Source organism: Streptacidiphilus anmyonensis, from assembly GCF_000787855.1.
GTDB classification, from domain to species: domain Bacteria; phylum Actinomycetota; class Actinomycetes; order Streptomycetales; family Streptomycetaceae; genus Streptacidiphilus; species Streptacidiphilus anmyonensis.
Genome location: NZ_BBPQ01000002.1, coordinates 137,230 through 156,279, shown reverse-complemented (window position 1 = coordinate 156,279; position 19,050 = coordinate 137,230). Strand labels below are relative to the sequence as shown.

The following is a 19,050-nucleotide window of genomic DNA, read 5'->3' as shown; positions in this document are numbered from 1 at the left end:
CTGACGATGATCGGGTCGCGACTCGGGAGCGGCCGGGAGCGATCCGGAGAGGGGCCGACGGTGGACCAGGGCGGAGCGTCGCGCGTGCCGGAGACGCCGCGAGCGTCCGAGGCGCAGGACCAGTCGCCAGAGGAGGCCCGCGCCGAGGCGCGGCTGACGGCCGCGCGGCTCAGCGACGAGGGGGTCGTCGCGCTCGCGTTCACCTGGGTGGACAACGCGGGCGTCGCCCGAGTCAAGGGCGTCCCGCTGCGGCGGCTGCCCGAGGCCGCGGTGGAGGGCGTCGGCATGTCGCCGGTCTTCGACGTCTTCCTGTTCGACGACGCGACCACCACCAGCCGCTATCTCGGCGGCCCGGACGGCGATCTGCGGCTCTTCCCGGCGCTGGACCGCGCCGTGCCGCTGGCGGCCCAGCCCGGCTGGGCCTTCGTGCCCGCCGACCGGTACCAGCAGGACGGCCTGCCGCACCCCGCCTGCCAGCGCCGCTTCGCCGCGCGGGCGGTCGAGCGCGCCGCCGAGCGCGGGATCGCCCTCCGGGCCGCGTTCGAGACGGAGTGGATCGTCCAGCGCGCCGAGGACGGCGGCTACCCGACCGACGGCCCCGCCTACGGCCTGCACCGGATCACCGACTGCTCCGACTACCTGCGCGACGTGCTGCTGGCGCTGGAGGCGGCGGGGCTGACCGTGCAGCAGCTCCACCCCGAGTACTCGCCAGGGCAGTTCGAGGTCTCGGTGGCGGCGAAGGACCCGCTCGGCGCGGCGGACGACGCGGTGCTGGTGCGGACCACGATCCGCGGGGTCTCCGCGCAGCACGGACTGCGCGCCTCGTTCGCCCCGGCGTTCCAGCCCGGCGGCGTGGGCAACGGCGGCCATCTGCATCTCAGTGCCTGGCGTGACGGCCGCAACCTGCTCAGCGGCGGGGAGCAGCCGTCCGGTGACGGCGCGGCGTTCCTGGCCGGCGTGCTGCGGGAGCTGCCCGCGCTGCTGGCGCTCGGCGCGCCCAGCCCCGCGAGCTACCTGCGGCTGGTTCCCTCGCGCTGGGCCGGCTGCTTCCAGTGCTGGGGTGTGGAGAACCGCGAGGCCGCGCTGCGGCTGGTCCAGGGCGGGGACGAGCAGGCCAACGTCGAGGTCAAGTGCTTCGACCTGGCCGCCAACCCGTACCTCGCGGTGGGCGGCGTCATCGCGGCGGGCCTGGCGGGCCTGACCGCGGGGGCGACGCTGCCCGAGCCGGTCCAGGGCGACCCGGCCCTGCTGCCGCCGGAGCGCAGGCCCGCCCGCCTGCCCACGACCCTCGACGAGACCCTGACGGCCTTCCGCGCCTCCGCGGTCCTGCGCGACGCCCTCGGTGACGTCCTGTTCGAGGCCGTCGCCGCCGTCCGCGCCGCCGAGAGCGCGGCCTACGGCGAAATGCCCCCGGAGGCTGTCGTCGCCGCGACGAAGTGGCGCTACTGATGGGCGAGCCGACGGTGGCGGCTGACCCACCCGTCTCGCCGACCCCGGGCGCTCCCGTCCCGGCGGAGGGTGCGGGTCAGCGGGCCTCGTCGGGTGTCGCGGGCGGGGCCGAGTCGAACGGGGCTGAGTCGGGCGGGGCGCGTTCCGGTGCGGCGGCCGTCCCGCATCGGGACCGGCCGGAGCTGCCGGGACTGCCGGGGCAGCCGCGGCTGGTCGATCAGCACTGCCACAGCGTCGTCGGGAGCGAGCTCGCCGCCGGCAGGTTCGCCTCGCTGCTGACCGAGTCGGACCGGCCGCCCGCCCTGGGAGCGTCGCCGTGGGACTCCGCCGTGGGGCTGGCGGTGCGCCGGTGGTGCGCGCCGGAGCTCGGACTGCCGCCGTTCGCGCCCGCCGAGGCGTATCTGGAGCGCAGGCGGGAGCTCGGGGTCGCCGAGGCGACGCGGGTGCTGCTGCGGGCGGCGGGGCTCGGCGCCTGCCTGGTGGACACCGGACTCACGCAGGCCGCCGGGGTGCCGCTGCTGTCCCCCGAGGAGCTCGGCGGCGTGGCGCAGGCGGACGTGCACGAGGTCGTGCGGATCGAGTACGTCGCCGAGCAGGCGGTGTCGCCCGGCACGGGTGCGCACGAGTGGGCCGCGATCGTCGGCGACGCGCTGCGGAGCGCGGCCGCGCGGGCGGTCGGGCTCAAGTCGGTCGTGGCGTACCGGTGCGGGCTGGACTTCGAGCCGAGACGGCCCGCTCCCGCCGAGGTCGCCAACGCTGCCGCGCTCCATCTGGCGTCCGGCAGCGACCGGTTGGCGCACCCCGTGCTGCTGCGGCATCTGCTGTGGGAGGCGCTGGAGCTGGGCCTGCCGCTGCAACTGCACACCGGTTTCGGCGATCCGGACCTGGTGCTGCACCGCAGCGACCCGTCGCTGCTGACCGGCTTCATCCGGGCCGCCGAGCCGTACGGAACGCCCTTGGTGCTGCTGCACGGCTGGCCCTACCACCGCCAGGCCGCCTGGCTCGCCCAGGCGTTCCCGCACGTCTACTGCGACCTCGGCCTGACGCTCACCCATGTCGGCGCCGGGGCCCGGCGCGTCCTCGCCGAGACGCTCGAACTCGCGCCGTTCCACAAGCTGTTGTTCTCCACCGACGCCTACGGGCTGCCGGAGCTCTACCTGGTGGGCGTCGCGGCCTTCGCCGACGCGCTCGACGCCTGGCTCGGCGAGGCGGTGCCGGCGGAGGCGGAGGCGGCCCGGATCGCGGCGCTCGTCGCCGGCGGGAACGCCCGTCGGCTCTACAGGCTCCCCTGAAACCCCCTGAAACCCCGATACGCATCAGAATTGACTCTGAATCACTTCCGCCTCGATAACGGTTGGATAACCCGTCGTTCCTCCCCGTAGCTGCCACCCCCCTCAGTGTGGTCGAGTCGCTGCGGCCTGTATCGCTGGGCCGTGCACAGCGCAACGAACCGGTGGACACCCACACTTCCGGGGAGGACCCGTTGAGGATCCCGCACCACGGCCGCAGGCACCTCGCCCTGCTCGCCACCGCCACCGCCGCAGCAGGCGCCTTGGCGGCGGCCACGACTCCGGCGATCGGCATGCCGGTGCACCACGTCCACCCCCTGAGCGGCGGTGTGCACGCCCAGGTGAGCACCGGCGGCGACGGCGACGGCGGGGAGGAGTCGGACGAGATCTCCGAGGGCGCCGACCAGCGCGCCGAGGAGCGCAACTCCCCCGGCGTCGTCCAACCGGGCGCCTACGGCGCCGCCTGGGCGGCGATGCAGAACCTGCCGCGCACCGGCGGCGACTGGAGCCAGGTCACCAAGCTCCCGTACAACTCGGACGACCCGCGCTACCGCGACTACAACTCCAACTCCACGGCCGGCATGGGCCTGGTGACCGGCCGGGCCGCGGCGGTCGTCGCCGACTCCCACGGCGACGTGTACGCGGGCTCGGCGGGCGGCGGCGTGTGGCGCTCCACGACCGGCGGCGGCCACTGGCAGTCCATCAGCGACCAGCTGCCCGCCCAGGCCACCGGCGCCCTGACCCTCGACGGCAAGGGCCGCCTCTGGCTCGGCACCGGCGAGGCGACGACCAACGCGGACGCCTACCTCGGCAGCGGCGTCTACCTGCTGACCGACCCCTCCCACGGGCGCTTCTCCCCGCGTGACCGCGTCGGCGGCGACGAGCTCCAGAGCACCAGCATCCACGAGCTGCGCATCTCGGGCGACACGATCTGGGCCGCCACCACCGAGGGCCTGTGGTCGCACTCGGTCACGAACCTGCGCGGGCCGTGGAAGCTCCAGTTCGCGCCGAACCCCGACTACCTGCCGGGCCACCCGCTGGCGGCCGACCCCAACGCCGCCTACGAGAACATCGTCAGCGACGTCGCGTTCGACCCGGCCGACCCCGGCCATGTGCTGGCGGCGGTCGGCTGGCGTTCGGGCGCGCTCCCCAACGGCTCCGACTCCAACGGCTACTACAGCAACACCGGCGGCACCTGGCAGCTCGTCACCTCCGGGCTCGGGGACCTGCCGACGGGCGCGGGCGACGTCGGCGCGGTCACCTTCGCGGCCTCCGCGGACCACCAGCGCTACTACGCGATCACTCAGTCCCCGGACTCGCTGAACGCGGGCGCCGGGTTCGGCGGCATCTACGTCTCCAAGTCCGGCTCGCCGTTCGGGCAGTGGACCAAGATCGCCGACGCGTCCTCGCTGGCGGGGTCCGGCTCGGTGCTGGGCAGCCCCGGCAACCAGTCCTGGTACGACGAGTCGCTGATCGTGGACCCGAAGGACCACGACCACGTCTACGCGGGCCTGGAGGAGGTCTTCGAGACCAAGGACGGCGGGACGACCTGGACCACGCCCGGCCCGTACTGGAACTTCCCGCTGGCCTGCTGGAGCCTGGACCCGAACGCGCAGAGCGGCACCTGCCCGCAGACCACCCACCCGGACCAGCACGGTCTGGCCATCGGCAGCATGAACGGCCAGAGCTACGTCGTCGCCGCCAACGACGGCGGCCTGTACCGGCGTCCGGTGGACGGCCAGGCCGACTCCCTCGGTCACGCCACCGACTGGACCTCGCTGAACGACGGCACGATCGACACCCTGCAGTTCTACTCGGTCGGCGTCGGCGCCGACCCGGCGGGCAAGGGCGTGGTCGTCACCGGCGGTCTGCAGGACAACGGCCAGTCGGTGCTGCGGGGTTACGGCTCCCGGGCCGTCGACACGGTGATGGGCTCCAACTTCGGCGGCGACGGCGGCATGACGCTGGTCGACCCGACGAACGGCTGTAACGAGGCCCAGGAGTACGTGTACCTGGAGATCAACGTCACCCAGGACTGCGCGGCCAACAACGGCCTGGGCGCGCCGACCACGTACGACGTCCCGCCGCCGGACAACGCCACCTCCGCGGCGCGCTTCATCGCGCCGTTCAGCGCGGACTTGAAGAACCCCGACCTGTGGGTCGCCGGCGGCCAGCACGTCTGGGTGCAGAACCAGGGCTTCGCGATCCGCTCCTCCTCGGCCTGGACCAGCGCGTTCGACCTGGGCGCCGGTCACGTCGCGACAGCGGTCGCCTCCTCCGGCGGCAAGGTCTACGCGGCGTGGTGCGGCCCGTGCAACAGCCAGGGCTTCACCCACGGCGTGGCGGTCGGCAACGCGGACGGCACGGGCTGGCAGCAGCTCTCCCTGCCGGCGAACCTGCCGAACCGCTACATCAGCGACATCGCCGTCGACCCGGCGGACAGCTCGCACGCCTACCTGACCTTCAGCGGGTTCTCCCGTGACTGGAACGAGGGCCCGGGCGCCGGGATCGGGCACGTCTTCGAGACCCACGACTCGGGCGCGACCTGGACGGACGTCTCCGCGAACCTGCCGGACGTCCCGGTCGACTCCATCGCGCTGACCCCGGCCGGCGGCCTGCTCGTGGGCACCGACCTCGGCGCGGTCTACCGCGCCCCGGGTCGCACCCAGTGGCGCGCGATCGCCCAACTCCCGGCGGTCTCGGTCGACCAGATCCTGCTCGGCCCCGACGGCCGCGTCTACGCGGCCACCCACGGGCGCGGCGTCTACGCGATCGACCTGCGCGACCTCGGGCGCGGCTGAGGCTCCCGCCCCCGGCGCACTCCGGTGCGCCTCCGTACGGCGCCCCCGTCCGCTGTTCGCGGACGGGGGCGCCGTCGTTTCCGGTAGCGTCGAAGCACCCTGTCGCCTGCCCCGGGAGGCCCCCCGTGCCGCAGATCCTCGTCGACCACTCCGCCGAACTCGCCTTCGACCGCCGGGCTTTCGCCAAGGAACTGCACCCGCTGATCGCCGAGGTGATCGACGCCAGGATCTCCGAGTGCAAGACCGTGTTCCGCCCGGCTCCGGAATCCTTCGTCGGCGACGGCTCCGACGGGCACCTCGTGGTCCTGCTGGAGATCAAGCTCCTCTCCGGCCGCAGCGCCGACCTCCGCGCCGACCTGTCCGCCCGCGTCCTCGCCCTGCTCCAGGCCCATGTGACCGTGCCCGCCTCACTGGCGGTCGAGATCACCGAACTCGACCGAGCCACGTACCGCTCCGTCCACCCGGCCCGCGGGTAGCGGTCCGCAGGCACCCCGAGGGCCGCACACGGAAGGAGAAGCCGACCCTTGACCGCATACGAGCTGCGCCCGGTCGGGCATGTCGAGTCCGTCCTGACCGACCGTTCGGGGGCGCCCCGGCAGCCCGATGAGGGGGCGCCCGACGCCTGGCTGGTCTTCGACGACGCGTACGCCGCCGCCGTGGACGGGCTGGCGCCGGGCATGGACGTGCTGCTGCTGACCTGGCTCGACCGCGCGGACCGCGACACGCTGACCGTGCGCCCGCGCGGGGACGCCGCGAGGCCGCTCACCGGTGTCTTCGCCACTCGGGCGCCCGACCGGCCCAACCCGATCGGTCTGCACGACGTCCACATCCTCGCCGTCGACGGCACGCGGGTCCATGTCCGCAACCTCGAGGCGATCGACAGGACGCCGATCCTGGACGTCAAGCCGCTGCTCACCAGGGACCGCTGAGGGTGTCGGTCGAGCTCGGAATTTATCTGAGTAGTCAGATGTTGTGAGAGGCGGAAGCGCGGAGAATCCGCCGCTCATGACATGGAGGCGCAGCTCATGGCCAAGATCGCCGTTCTCGGAGCCAAGGGTGCCATCGGGTCCCGGGTCGTCGCCGAGGCCCTTTCCCGGGGTCACGAAGTCACCGCCGTCGTACGTGATCCCGCCGCCTACAGTGCGGTGGACGGCGTGGCCGCCGTCCTCGCCGGTGACGCGCTCGACCCCGCGTCCGTGGCGGAGATCGCAGCCGGGCAGGACGTGCTCGTCAGCGCCGTCGGCGGCGGTGACGGCCCCGGGCACGCCGCGCTCATCGAGCCCGCCGCGCAGTCGCTGGTCCAGGGCCTGCGCGGGCTGGGCGCGGGCGCTCCGCGTCTGATCGCGGTCGGCGGGGCCGGGAGCCTCGAGACCGCGCCGGGCGTGAGGGTCTGGGACGCGCCCGGCCTGCCGGACTGGCTGCTGCAGATCATGCACGCCCACGGCGACGCGCAGGCGTACTACAACACCGTCGACGACGTCACCTGGACCGTGCTCAGCCCGGCCGCGCTCATCCAGCACGGCGAGCGCACCGGCGCGTACCGGACGGGAACCGAGCAGCTCGTCGTCGACGCCGACGGTGAGAGCCGCATCAGCACCGAGGACTACGCCGTCGCCCTCGTCGACGAGATCGAGCGGCCCGCGCACCTCGGCCGCCGGTTCACCGTCGGCCGGTAGTCGACTGCCGGAGTCGAGCCCGGGTCGGCTCGGAGTCGCCCCGGAGGGTAGTCGGCGGCGAACGGGCGGTAACGTTTGCACGATCCCCTGGGGAAGGAGCCGCATGATGACCGCTGCCAGCATCAGCATCCATACCGCCGCCGACGCCGTCGCCGACGAACGCGTCCAGGCGTTCGGGGTTCTGCTGACGGCAGCCGCACGGTTGGAGCGCTTGCTCGGGGCGGCGATGGAACGCGAGAGCGGCATCTCCCACGCGATGTTCGAGGTGCTGCTCCGGCTCGCGGCCGCTCCCGAGGGCGCGACCATGGGGGACCTGTCCCGCGACGCCGTGCTCACCAGCGGCGGGGCGACCCGCCTGGTGGACCGGATGGTCGAGGCCGGGCTGGTGCTGCGCGAGCGCTCCAGGACGGACCGCCGCATCCAGGTCGTCACCGTCACGCCGCTCGGCGAGCGCAAGCTCGCCGAGGCGGCGCGGCGGCACGCCGCCGCGATCGACGAGCACGTCTTCCAGGTGCTGAAGCCGGAGCAGCTCGCCGCGACCATCGCTGGCCTCGACGAGCTCGGCAGGCACGCCCAGGAGGCGCTGCCCCCGCTGGGCTGAGCCGTGCGATGTGGTCGGCCCCAGTGGTGTGGTCAGCCCCGGCCGTCGGTCAGACGCGGCCGTCGGCCGGGAGCGGTGCGTCGAGGGTGACCGGCTGGGCCGCGGGCTCGGCCGCATGCTGGGCCGCGTGCTCGGCCGTGGGCTCCGCCGCCGTGGGCGGCGCCAGGCGCTGCTCGCGGCGGGTGACCAGGTACAGGGCGCTGACGGCGAGCAGGCCGGCGGCGGCGTAGGCGATGTCGCGGTAGAAGACCGCGGTGATCAGCGCCGATCCGGCCGCCATCCCCAGGGCCTGGCCGGTGGTGGTCAGGAAGATGTCCGCGCCGGACACGCGGCCCAGCAGCTCCTTGGGGGTGGCGAGCTGAACCGCCGTCATGGAGCCGACGATGATGCACGGCAGTGCGAAGCCCATGCACAGCGCGCCGACCAGCACGACCGCCGTCACCGGCGCCGCGAAGGCGAGCGCTCCGGCGCCGCAGAGCGCGAGGCCGAGGGCGGTCAGCCGGCCGGGCCCGAGAGGCTTGATCAGCGAGCCGATCAGCAGCCCGCCGAGGATGCCGGAGACGCCCATCACGGTCACCAGCACGCCCATCCACGCCGGGGTGTGGTGCAGGCCGACGGTCGCCACCGCGAAGCCCAGGGTCTCGAACATGCCCGCCACGAACAGTCCGACGAAGAGCGTCGTGCTGAGCTGCCGAAGCGACGGGGTCCGCAGCAGGAAGCGGAAGCCGGCGGTGGTCTCCTGCCAGGGGCTGACGCCGCTGGGCTCCGGGCGCGGGTCGTCGACCTTGACGAACGCCCAGCAGAGCATCCCCGCCGCGAAGGAGGCGGCGTCGATCGCCGCGACCGCGCCGCCGCCGAAGGCGGACAGCAGACCGATCCCGAGCGCGGGCGTGATCAGCCGCTGGCCCTGCGTCAGCGCCTGGGACAGCCCGTTGGCGGCGCCGAGTTGCTCCGGCTCCACCATGGTCGGCAGCAGGGCCGTCATCGCGGAGTCGGTGAGCGAGACGGCCAGACCGTTGACGAACATGACGGCGTATATCAGCCACACGTCGCCGGGACCGTGCACCTGGGTGAGGGCGAGCACGAGCAGGCCGGTGACGGCGTTGGTCGCCAGCAGCAGCGGCTTGCGGCGCGTCCTGTCCACGACGTAGCCGGTGACGGGGGAGAGCAGGGTGCCCAGGATCAGGCTGAGCATGCACAGGCCCGCCTGGGCGGTCGACCCGGTGAGCTCCTTCACCCAGACGCCGGAGGCGAGCCAGAGGGCGTAGTCGCCGATGGTGCTGAGGGTGTTGCCGAGGAAGTACAGGCGCATGCGGGGTTGCGCGAGCAGGGTGCGCACGGGTGGTCCTCTCGGGTAGATCATCATGGGCATGACAGGTAGCCCCTCGGCGCAGAGCGGGGCTGGTGCTCGACGTGCGACGGTGCTCAGTCCTCCGGGGCGCGCTTCGGGGCGGGCTCCGGGGCGGGCTCGGGCTCGAGGGCGAACGGGACGTTCGAGACCACGACCTCGAACGGCACCGTGCCCTCCGGCCTGGCGGCCGGATCCTCGACCCGGTCCTGGTAGCGCAGCAGGATGGCGACGATCTCGTCCTTGACCTGCGTCATCTCCTCGGGGGTGACGAAGAGCAGCGCCTGCCCCTCGCCGGCCGCCCGGCGGACAGCCTCGGGGTACTGGTCGCGCGCCACGTGGTACCGGCGGCGCCGTTCGGCCCAGCGCTCGCTGAACACGTCGGAGAGGGCGCGCGCCGCCTCGGCGACGTTCGGGTCCTCGTCGTTCTCGTCGATGCTCATCCCGGCTGCGCCCAGCCGCCAGGGCCGTTCGCGGCCCACGCCGCCCTCGGCCTGGGCGACGTAGCCGTGCGAGCCGAGCGTCCGCAGGTGGTACGAGGCGTTCGAGGCGTTTCCGCCGATGATCTCGGCGGCCTCCGTCGCGGTGAGTGTCCCGTGCAGCGCGAGCGCCTCCAGCAGCGCGATCCGCGCGGGGTGCGCCAGGGCCCGCAGGCTCCGCGGATCGCGGACGGACCGGAGGGGAGGGTTCGGCTCGGAGCGGCTCATGGGATGAGCGTAGCGAGTCGGCGCAGCTATGGAAAGACTTCTTTCGAAAGAAGTCTTTCGATACCTCCCGCCCGGTCTCAGCCCAGGACGAAGCAGCCCCGCGCCTCAAGGCCGGTCAGCAGCTCGGGAGCGGGCTGCGCCCCGGTCCAGCGCAGGTCGAGCTTCTCCAGGGCGGGCAGCTCGGCGATCCACCCCGGCAGGGCGGTGAGGCGGCTGCCCCGCAGGTCGAGATGGCGCAGGCGCGGAAGCCCCCGCAGTGCCTCCGGCACTTCCGTCAGGCGGTTGTCCCGCAGCTCCAGCACCCGCAGCTCGTGCAGCGCGCGGAAGGAGTCCGGCAGCGTGGTCAGCGCGTTGCCGCGCAGGTGCAGCTCCCGCAGCCGCGCCAACCTGCCGACCGCGTCCGGGAGCGCCGTCAGCCCGCAGCCCTGCGCCCGCAGCTCCACCAGCCCGGCCATCGTGCCGACCGAGGCCGGCAGCGCGCCGAGCGGGTTCCCGCCGACGTTGAGGTACCGCAGCGCGGTGAGCCGGCCCAGCGACTCCGGCAGCGCGGTCAGCCGGTTGTCGTGCAGGTAGAGGCAGTCGGACAGCCCGGTGAGCTCCCCCAGCTCCTCGGGCACGGAGGCCAGGTCGTTGTGCCCCAGGTCCAGCACCTGCAGCCGCCGCAGCGCCCCGAGGCGCGGCGACACCCGGCTGATCCCGGTCTCGGCCAGGATCAGCACCTCCACCTCGGGGTCCGCCCACACCTCCTCCGGGACCTCGCCGAGCGGCTGCCGCCACAGGCTGATCACGCGTTCCATCCCGTCCTCCCGACCCGCCCCACACAAGACGCCCCACACAAGACGCCCCACACAAGACAAGGAGGGCGCCCGACCGCGGTACGGTCGGGCGCCCTCCTTGGACGAAACGCTGGACGAAACGCTCAGTGCGTCGCGCTGCGCGCCTCCGCGCGCTTGGCGCGGACGTCGCCGACCTTGCGGCGGATGACCATGAGCGGGGCCATCAGCGCCAGGGTGACCTGGAGCGAGGCGCCGATCTGCAGCAGGGTCGCGCCGCCCGGCAGGCCCGTCGCCCAGGCCGCGAGGCAGCCCATGGAGACGACGATCCACACCAGCGTGGCCGTGGCCAGCTTGCCCTGCGGCTTCGGGTACTCGACCTGGCTGACCATCAGCGCCGAGACGGCGACGATGCCGACCGCGCCCAGCACGAACTGCGGGTTCAGCAGCACGATCGAGATCACCGTCAGCGCGCCCATCGGCGAGGGCATGCCCTGGAAGACGCCCGGACGGGCGGCCGTGCAGGAGAAGCGGGCCAGCCGCAGCACGACGGCCAGCAGCACCATGATGGCGATGCCCGCGCTGACGCGCTGGTGCGCGCCGCCGGCGGTCATGCCCCAGACCACGACGAAGTAGGCCGGCGCGATGCCGAAGCTGATCAGGTCCGCCAGGTTGTCCAGCTCGGCGCCCAGCGCGGACGAGCGCAGCTTGCGCGCCACCAGCCCGTCGAACAGGTCGCACATGGAGCCGATCAGCAGCAGCGTGACGGCGGCCGCCGCGCTGCGGCGGTCGCCGCTCGTCGCCACACCGGTGAGGTGCGGGATGAGGACGCCCGTCGTGGTGCAGTAGATCGCCAGGAAGCCGCAGACGGCGTTGCCCAGCGTGAACAGGTCGGCCGTGGAGAGGTGCTGCGGCGACAGCGGGCGGCGCAGCTCGCGGTCGCGGGCCCAGCGCAGCCGGCGCGCGACGCGCTCCTGCTCCTCGTCGTCCTGGTCGTCCTGCTCGGCGTACGCCTGCTCGTACCGCTCAGGGTCAGTCACGGTCAAGGCGAGTCACCCCTGCCGTCGTCTTCTGTCCCACCTCGACGCCGGGCTCGACGCCCGCGGGGAGGTAGGTGTCCACGCGCGAGCCGAAGCGGATCAGGCCGACCCGCTCACCCCGCCCGACCTTGGTGCCGCTGGTGACGTAGGGGACGATGCGGCGGGCCACCGCGCCCGCGATCTGCACCATCTCGATGTCGCCGAGCTCGGTGTCGAAGTGCCAGACGACGCGCTCGTTGCGGTCGCTGTCCTTGTTGAACGCAGGCACGTAGCCGCCGGGGACGTGCTCGACGGAGCGCACCACGCCGTCCAGCGGGGCGCGGTTGACATGCACGTTGAGCGGGCTCATGAAGATCGCCACGCGGGTGCGGCCGTCCGGCCAGGCGTCGATGCTCTGGACCACGCCGTCGGCCGGGGAGATCACCCGGCCGGCGCCGAGCTCGCGCTCGGGGTCGCGGAAGAACCAGAGCATGCCCGCGCTCAGCGCGGAGGCCGGTACCGCCGCCAGAGCCCATCTGCCGTTGCGCCGGGTGAGGGCGGTGCACGCGGCGGCCGTGAGCACGGTCGGGACGAGCCAGGGGGACGCTCCGCGGGCCAGGGTCACGCGCGGCCGGGGGGCGTCGGTCGGAAGGGACGGACGAAGGGGCATCGAAGACCTTTGTCGCGACCGACAAGGTCGCGGTGTCGAGGGGTTCGGGGACGGCTTTGGCCTGGATGGCAGTTGGCCGTCCGAGGGGATGCTATCGGCAGCGGGTGGTGCCGAAGCAAGCTCCGGGAACCCTAGTGGGGTGCTCCCGCGTTTCTCTCGGCTTTCTCTTTGCTACGCCACGGTAAGCCGCTTGAGTGGCCAGGTCCAAGGGTTGTAGGCGAACGGTGACAAACCCCTCAGATCCGGGATCCCCGGGCGCGGCGGCCCGGGCAGGGAAATAAAAGGAAAACGGGGGCGTGGACCATTCGATCCACGCCCCCGGGGTGCCGAAGTGCGCCATGCTCCCCAGCCTGCGCTCCCGGCAAGTCCGGTCGCCGCCCCGGCCGCCGCCCGGATGTCGGGCGGCTGTGGAGCGGCTGTTTACGGAGTCGACTACTCCGCGAGCTTGTACTCCTCGAGCAGGCGGCGACCCACGATCATCTTCTGGATCTCCGCAGTACCTTCACCGATCAGCAGCATCGGGGCCTCGCGGTAGAGGCGCTCGATCTCGTACTCCTTGGAGAAGCCGTAGCCGCCGTGGATCCGGAAGGAGTCCTCGACGACCTCCTTGCAGTACTCGGAGGCCAGGTACTTGGCCATGCCGGCCTCGAGATCGTTGCGCTGGCCGGAATCCTTCTTGCGCGCGGCCATCACCATCATCTGGTGCGCGGCCTCGACCTTGGTCGCCATCTCGGCCAGCTTGAACTGGATGGCCTGGTGCTCGGCGATCTTCTTGCCGAAGGTCTGCCGCTGCTGCGCGTAGCGGATGCCCAGCTCGAACGCGCGGTGCGCGACGCCGCAGCCGCGCGCGGCGACGTTGACGCGGCCGACCTCGACGCCGTCCATCATCTGGTAGAAGCCGCGGCCCGGAACGCCGCCCAGGATCCGGTCGGCGGGCATCTTGACGTCCTGGAGCACCAGTTCGGTGGTGTCGACGCCCTTGTAACCCATCTTCTCGATCTTGCCGGGGACGGTCAGGCCCGGGACGGTCTCGTTCGGACCGAAGCCCGGCGTCTTCTCGATCAGGAAGGTGGTGAGGTTCTTGTACGGCGAGGCGTGGCCTTCGTCCGTCTTGACCAGGCAGGCGATGACGGTGGACGAGCCGCCGTTGGTCAGCCACATCTTCTGGCCGTTGATGACGTAGAACTCGCCGCTCTCGTCCTTGACCGCCTTGGTGGAGATGGCGGAGACGTCCGAGCCGAGACCGGGCTCGGACATGGAGAAGGCGCCGCGGATCTCGCCGGTGGCCATGCGCGGCAGGAAGTAGTCCTTCTGCTCCTGCGTGCCGTGGGCGTTGATCATGTAGGCCACGATGAAGTGCGTGTTCACGATGCCGGAGACGGACATCCAGCCACGCGCGATCTCCTCGACCACCAGCGCGTAGGTGAGCAGCGACTCGCCGAGACCGCCGTACTCCTCCGGGATCATGAGCCCGAACAGGCCCATCTCCTTCATGCCCTCGACGATGTCGGTGGGGTACTCGTCGCGGTGCTCCAGCTCGGTGGCGACCGGGATGATCTCCTTGTCGACAAAGCTCCGAACGGTGCTGAGGATGTCCTGCTGGATCTCGGTGAGACCTTCGGTCTGGGCGAGGCGTCCCATGGGTCGTGTCCTTCTCTTCTGTCCGGGCGCCCCACGGGCGTGGCATACACCGTGGAGCGCCCGAGCACTGTGGGGGAGGGTCAGTCCTGGAGTTCCGGGCGGCCGGGCTGCTCGCCCCCGCGCTCCTTGATGTACGTCTCGGTCGGGACCATGACCTTGCGGCGGAAGACGCAGACCAGGGTGCCGTCCTGCTTGTAGCCCTTGGTCTCGACGTAGACGATGCCGCGGTCGGGCTTCGAGGTCATGTTCTTGTCGAGGACCGTCGTCTCGCCGTAGATCGTGTCGCCGTGGAAGGTCGGCGCCACGTGCTTGAGCGACTCGATCTCCAGGTTGGCGATCGCCTTGCCGGAGACGTCCGGGACGGACATGCCGAGCAGCAGCGAGTAGATGTAGTTGCCGACCACGACGTTCTTGCCCTGCACGGTGGTGGTCGCGTAGTTCGCGTCCATGTGCAGCGGGTGGTGGTTCATGGTCAGCAGGCAGAAGAGGTGGTCGTCGTACTCGGTGACGGTCTTTCCGGGCCAGTGCTTGTAGACCGCGCCGACCTCGAACTCCTCGTAGGTGCGTCCGAACTGCATCTCGCGGGCCTCAGCTCTCAGGGATCTCGAACTTGGTGGTGCGCTGCATGCCGGCGGCCCGGCCCTTGCCCGCGATGACCAGGGCCATCTTGCGGCTGGCCTCGTCGATCATCTCGTCGCCGAGCATCGCGGAGCCCTTCTTGCCGCCCGCCTCGGAGGTGCACCAGTCGTAGGCGTCCAGGATCAGCTCGGCGTGGTCGTAGTCCTCCTGGGAGGGGGAGTAGACCTCGTTGGCGGCGTCGACCTGGCCCGGGTGCAGCACCCACTTGCCGTCGAAGCCCAGCGCGGCGGAGCGGCCGGCGACCTCGCGGTAGCCGTCGACGTTCTTGATCTGCAGGTAGGGGCCGTCGATGGCCTGCAGGTCGTTGGCGCGGGCGGCCATCAGGATGCGCATCAGGATGTAGTGGTAGGCGTCCGCCGGGTAGCCGGGCGGCTGCTCGCCGACGACCAGGGACTTCATGTTGATGGAGGCCATGAAGTCGGCCGGGCCGAAGATGATGGTCTCCAGGCGCGGGCTCGCCTGGGCGATCTCGTCGACGTTGATCAGACCACGCGCGTTCTCGATCTGCGCCTCGATGCCGATCCTGCCGACCTCGAAGCCCATGGTCTTCTCGATCTGCGTCAGCAGCAGGTCCAGCGCGACGATCTGCTGGGCGTCCTGGACCTTGGGCAGCATGATGCAGTCCAGGTTCTGGCCCGCGCCCTCGACGACGGTGACGACGTCACGGTAGGTCCAGTGCGTGGTCCAGTCGTTGACGCGCACCACGCGGGTCTTGCCGGTCCAGTCGCCGTTGTTCAGGAACTCGACGATGGTGTGGCGGGCGCCCTCCTTGGCCAGCGGCGCGCAGGCGTCCTCCAGGTCCAGGAAGACCTGGTCGGCGGGCAGGCCCTGGGCCTTCTCCAGGAAGCGCGGGTTGGAGCCCGGCACCGCCAGGCAGGAGCGGCGCGGCCGGAGACGGTTGACGTTGCTCATGAGGCGAGGGTCTCTTCCTTCTGAGTCTTCTGGGTGGTGAAGATCGGGTCCAGGCCGTGGGCCAGACGGATCTCGTCGACGATACGGCCGATGATCGCGGTGATCCCGAAGTCCTTCGGAGTGAACACCGCCGCCACGCCCTGGGCAAGCAGGGCCTGCTCGTCCGCGGCGGGGATGATCCCGCCGACCACGACCGGCACGTCTTCGACCCCCGCGCGCCGCAGCCGCCGCAGGACGTCCGGGACCAGCTCGGCGTGGGCGCCGGAGAGGATCGACAGGCCGACGCAGTGCACGTCCTCGGCGATGGCCGCCGCCGTGATCTGCTCCGGCGTCAGCCGGATGCCCTGGTAGACGACCTCGAAGCCGGCGTCGCGGGCGCGCACGGCGATCTGCTCGGCGCCGTTGGAGTGGCCGTCCAGGCCGGGCTTGCCGACCAGCAGCCTCAGCTTGCCGCTGCCCAGCTCCTCGGCCGTACGGGCGACCGCCTCGCGCACCGTCAGGAGCTCTGAGCCGGTCTCCGGGTCGATCACGCCGGTGATCGGCGCGCCGCCGACGCCCGTGGGCGCGCGGTACTCGCCGAACACGTCGCGCAGCGCCTGGGCCCACTCGCCCGTGGTGACGCCCGCGCGGACGCAGGCCAGCGTGGCGGTCATCAGGTTGGCGTCGCCCGCGGCCTGCGCCTTGAGCTCGGCCAGGGCCTCCTGCGCGGCGGCCTCGTCGCGGTCCGCGACCCACTGGGCGAACGCGTCGCTGACGGCGCGCTCGGCGTTCCCGTCCACGACCATGATCGCGGTGTCGAGGTCGGCCGTCAGCGGGCTCGGCTCGGTGGTCTCGTAGCAGTTGACGCCGACGACCTTGTCCTCGCCCGACTCGATCCGGCCGCGGCGCTCGGCGTGCGAGGCCACCAGCGCGGCCTTGAGGTAGCCGGACTCGACGGCGGCCACGGCCCCGCCCATCTCCTGCACCTTGGCGATCTCCGCCTCGGCGCCCGCGATCAGTTCGGCGACCTTGCCCTCGACGACCACGCTGCCGGTGAACAGGTCCCCGTACTCCAGCAGGTCCGACTCGAAGGCGAGCACCTGCTGGATCCGCAGCGACCACTGCTGGTCCCAGGGCCGGGGCAGGCCCAGCGCCTCGTTCCAGGCCGGCAGCTGCACGGCCCGCGCCCGCGCGTCCTTCGACAGCGTCACCGCGAGCATCTCCAGCACGATGCGCTGGACGTTGTTCTCCGGCTGCGCCTCGGTGAGGCCCAGGGAGTTGACCTGGACGCCGTAGCGGAAGCGCCGCTGCTTGGGGTCGGTGACCCCGTACCGCTCCAGCGTCAGCTTCTCCCACAGCTGCGAGAAGGCCCGCAGCTTGCACATCTCCTCGACGAAACGGACGCCCGCGTTGACGAAGAAGGAGATCCGGCCGACGACCTCGCCCATCTGGTTCGGCTTGACCTGGCCGCTGTCGCGCACCGCGTCGAGCACGGCGATGGCCGTGCACATCGCGAAGGCCAACTCCTGCACCGGCGTGGCCCCGGCCTCCTGCAGGTGGTAGCTGCAGATGTTGATCGGGTTCCACTTGGGGATGTTGGCGACCGTGTACGCGATCATGTCGGTGGTCAGCCGGATGGAGGGCCCGGGCGGGAAGACGTGCGTCCCGCGTGAGAGGTACTCCTTGATGATGTCGTTCTGGGTGGTCCCGGTCAGCTTGGCGATGTCCGCGCCCTGCTCCTCGGCGACCACCTGGTACATCGCCAGCAGCCACATGGCCGTGGCGTTGATGGTCATCGAGGTGTTGGTGCGCTCCAGCGGGATGCCCTCGAAGAGGGTCCGCATGTCGCCCACGTGGCTGACCGGGACACCGACCCGCCCGACCTCGCCGCGGGCGAGGACGTGGTCGGGGTTGTAGCCGGTCTGCGTCGGCAGGTCGAAGGCGACGGACAGGCCCGTCTGACCCTTCGCCAGGTTCTTCCGGTACAGCTCGTTCGACGCGGCCGCGGAGGAGTGCCCCGCGTAGGTCCGCATCAGCCAGGGTCGGTCCCGATGGACGGTCATCTTCGTGTGCTCCGGCTACTACTCGCCGCGGAAGCGGTTGATGGCGGTCAGGTGCTTGGCGCGCAGCTCGTGGTCGGTGACGCCGAGGCCCTCCTCGGGCGCCAGGCACAGGACGCCGACCTTGCCCTGGTGCTTGTTGTGGTGGACGTCCAGCGACGCCTGACCGGTCTCGGCGAGGGTGTAGGTCTTCGACAGCGTCGGGTGGATCTTGCCCTTGGCGATCAGGCGGTTGGCCTCCCACGCCTCGCGGTAGTTGGCGAAGTGCGAGCCGACGATGCGCTTGAGCGACATCCACAGGTAGCGGTTGTCGTACTGGTGCATGTAGCCGGAGGTGGAGGCGCAGGTGACGACCGTGCCGCCCTTGCGCGTGACGTAGACCGAGGCGCCGAAGGTCTCGCGGCCCGGGTGCTCGAAGACGATGTCGACGTCCTCACCGCCCGTCAGCTCGCGGATCTTGCCGCCGAAGCGCTTCCACTCGCGCGGGTCCTGGTTGTTCTCGTCCTTCCAGAACTTGTAGCCCTCGGCGCTGCGGTCGATGATCGCCTCGGCGCCCATCGCCTCGCAGATCTTGGCCTTGGCCTCGTTGGAGACCACGCAGATCGGGTTGGCGCCGCCGGCCAGGGCGTACTGGGTGGCGTAGGAGCCGAGGCCGCCGCTGGCGCCCCAGATCAGCACGTTGTCGCCCTGCTTCATGCCGGCGCCGTTGCGGGAGACCAGCTGGCGGTAGGCGGTGGAGTTGACCAGGCCCGGCGACGCCGCCTCCTCCCAGGTGAGGTGCTTCGGCTTCGGCATCAGCTGGTTGGACTTGACCAGCGCGATCTCGGCGAGGCCGCCGTAGTTGGTCTCGAAGCCCCAGATGCGCTGCTCAGGGTCCAGCATCGTGTCGTTGTGGCCGTCGGCGCTCTCCAGCTCGACGCTGAGACAGTGGGCGACCACCTGGTCGCCGGGCTTCCAGGCGTGCACGCCCGGCCCGGTCCGCAGCACGACACCGGCCAGGTCGGAGCCCAGGACGTGGAACGGCTGGTCGTGGCGGGCGGCTTCGGGGCTGAGGCGGCCATAGCGCTCCAGGAAGGAGAAGGTGGAGACCGGCTCGTAGATGGAGCTCCACACGGTGTTGTAGTTGACCGCGCTGGCCATGACGGCGACCAGGGCCTCGCCGGGGCCGAGCTCCGGCAGGGCGATCTCGTCCAGGTGCAGGGACTTGCGCGGGTCCTTGTCGCGGCTCTCCAGGCCGGCGAACATCTCCTGCTCGTCCTTGTGGAGCGTGATCGCGCGGTAGGACTCCGGGAGCTCCAGCGCCGCGTATTCGGCGGCGGTGGTGTCCGGGTTCTGGATCGCGGCGAGGATTTCCTTGATGGCTGCCATGGCTGCCTCCGGCGGCGTACCTGCGTGAGGGATGCAGGGTGCGTCAATGGGACGGGGGGCTGTCTTCGGTGCTTTGGGTCGCCGGGAGCGGACGCCGGCTACGTCAGTCGCTGAAGCT

17 protein-coding genes are annotated in these 19,050 nt (G+C 71.7%); 7 read left to right on the top strand and 10 right to left on the bottom strand.

Features of this window, described 5'->3' with window-relative positions:
• Positions 1 to 84: 84 nt before the first annotated feature.
• The 7 genes from TR50_RS03315 (at position 85) to TR50_RS03285 (ending at position 7,816) form a co-directional block, all read left to right on the top strand.
• Entirely contained in the window at positions 85 to 1,449 is a 1,365-nt protein-coding gene (locus TR50_RS03315) for a type I glutamate--ammonia ligase (RefSeq protein ID WP_236654240.1), read from the top strand.
• Positions 1,449 to 2,741 (top strand): amidohydrolase family protein, encoded by a 1,293-nt coding sequence (locus TR50_RS03310; protein WP_084699696.1) that lies wholly within the window; start codon positions 1,449 to 1,451, stop codon positions 2,739 to 2,741. Before TR50_RS03315 ends, TR50_RS03310 begins: the two co-directional genes overlap by 1 nt.
• Positions 2,742 to 2,932: 191 nt before the next feature.
• Positions 2,933 to 5,539, top strand: coding sequence for a beta propeller repeat protein (locus tag TR50_RS03305; RefSeq protein ID WP_042414469.1), 2,607 nt, complete (start codon positions 2,933 to 2,935; stop codon positions 5,537 to 5,539).
• Positions 5,540 to 5,664: 125 nt separating this feature from the next.
• Entirely contained in the window at positions 5,665 to 6,015 is a 351-nt protein-coding gene (locus TR50_RS03300) for a 5-carboxymethyl-2-hydroxymuconate Delta-isomerase (protein ID WP_042413704.1), read from the top strand.
• A gap of 48 nt (positions 6,016 to 6,063) precedes the next feature.
• Entirely contained in the window at positions 6,064 to 6,468 is a 405-nt protein-coding gene (tsaA, locus tag TR50_RS03295) for a tRNA (N6-threonylcarbamoyladenosine(37)-N6)-methyltransferase TrmO (RefSeq protein WP_042413699.1), read from the top strand.
• Positions 6,469 to 6,564: 96 nt separating this feature from the next.
• Positions 6,565 to 7,215, top strand: a complete 651-nt coding sequence (locus TR50_RS03290) for an NAD(P)-dependent oxidoreductase (protein ID WP_042414465.1) — start codon at positions 6,565 to 6,567, stop codon at positions 7,213 to 7,215.
• Between the two features lie 106 nt (positions 7,216 to 7,321).
• A complete protein-coding gene (locus tag TR50_RS03285) occupies positions 7,322 to 7,816 on the top strand; it encodes a MarR family winged helix-turn-helix transcriptional regulator (protein ID WP_052440651.1) in 495 nt (164 codons plus the stop codon).
• Between the two features lie 49 nt (positions 7,817 to 7,865).
• Here the strand turns inward: TR50_RS03285 and TR50_RS03280 are convergent, their stop codons facing one another.
• From TR50_RS03280 to ccrA, 10 genes are all read right to left on the bottom strand, one after another.
• Positions 7,866 to 9,155: an MFS transporter gene (locus tag TR50_RS03280; RefSeq protein ID WP_052440649.1), complete on the bottom strand. Its 1,290-nt coding sequence runs from the start codon at positions 9,153 to 9,155 to the stop codon at positions 7,866 to 7,868.
• 86 nt (positions 9,156 to 9,241) lie between these two features.
• On the bottom strand, positions 9,242 to 9,871 hold the full coding sequence (locus TR50_RS03275; RefSeq protein WP_042413696.1) for an ArsR/SmtB family transcription factor: 630 nt from the start codon (positions 9,869 to 9,871) through the stop codon (positions 9,242 to 9,244).
• A 77-nt stretch (positions 9,872 to 9,948) separates the two neighbouring features.
• The gene (locus TR50_RS03270; protein ID WP_042413694.1) at positions 9,949 to 10,668 is read right to left on the bottom strand and encodes a leucine-rich repeat domain-containing protein; all 720 of its coding nucleotides are present in this window, start codon (positions 10,666 to 10,668) and stop codon (positions 9,949 to 9,951) included.
• A 122-nt stretch (positions 10,669 to 10,790) separates the two neighbouring features.
• A complete protein-coding gene (gene pssA, locus TR50_RS03265) occupies positions 10,791 to 11,690 on the bottom strand; it encodes a CDP-diacylglycerol--serine O-phosphatidyltransferase (RefSeq protein ID WP_042413691.1) in 900 nt (299 codons plus the stop codon).
• Positions 11,677 to 12,333, bottom strand: coding sequence for a phosphatidylserine decarboxylase (locus TR50_RS03260; RefSeq protein WP_042413687.1), 657 nt, complete (start codon positions 12,331 to 12,333; stop codon positions 11,677 to 11,679). The genes pssA and TR50_RS03260 overlap by 14 nt, the downstream gene beginning before the upstream one ends.
• A gap of 432 nt (positions 12,334 to 12,765) precedes the next feature.
• Complete coding sequence (locus TR50_RS03255) at positions 12,766 to 13,974, bottom strand: acyl-CoA dehydrogenase family protein (protein WP_042413685.1); 1,209 nt, start codon at positions 13,972 to 13,974, stop codon at positions 12,766 to 12,768.
• An 80-nt stretch (positions 13,975 to 14,054) separates the two neighbouring features.
• Entirely contained in the window at positions 14,055 to 14,552 is a 498-nt protein-coding gene (locus tag TR50_RS03250; RefSeq protein WP_042413683.1) for a MaoC family dehydratase, read from the bottom strand.
• Positions 14,553 to 14,562: 10 nt separating this feature from the next.
• On the bottom strand, positions 14,563 to 15,525 hold the full coding sequence (locus TR50_RS03245) for an HpcH/HpaI aldolase/citrate lyase family protein (protein ID WP_042413680.1): 963 nt from the start codon (positions 15,523 to 15,525) through the stop codon (positions 14,563 to 14,565).
• The gene (locus TR50_RS03240) at positions 15,522 to 17,567 is read right to left on the bottom strand and encodes a protein meaA (RefSeq protein ID WP_042413677.1); all 2,046 of its coding nucleotides are present in this window, start codon (positions 17,565 to 17,567) and stop codon (positions 15,522 to 15,524) included. The genes TR50_RS03245 and TR50_RS03240 overlap by 4 nt, the downstream gene beginning before the upstream one ends.
• An 18-nt stretch (positions 17,568 to 17,585) precedes the next feature.
• Entirely contained in the window at positions 17,586 to 18,932 is a 1,347-nt protein-coding gene (ccrA, locus tag TR50_RS03235) for a crotonyl-CoA carboxylase/reductase (protein ID WP_042413674.1), read from the bottom strand.
• Positions 18,933 to 19,050 lie beyond the last annotated feature (118 nt).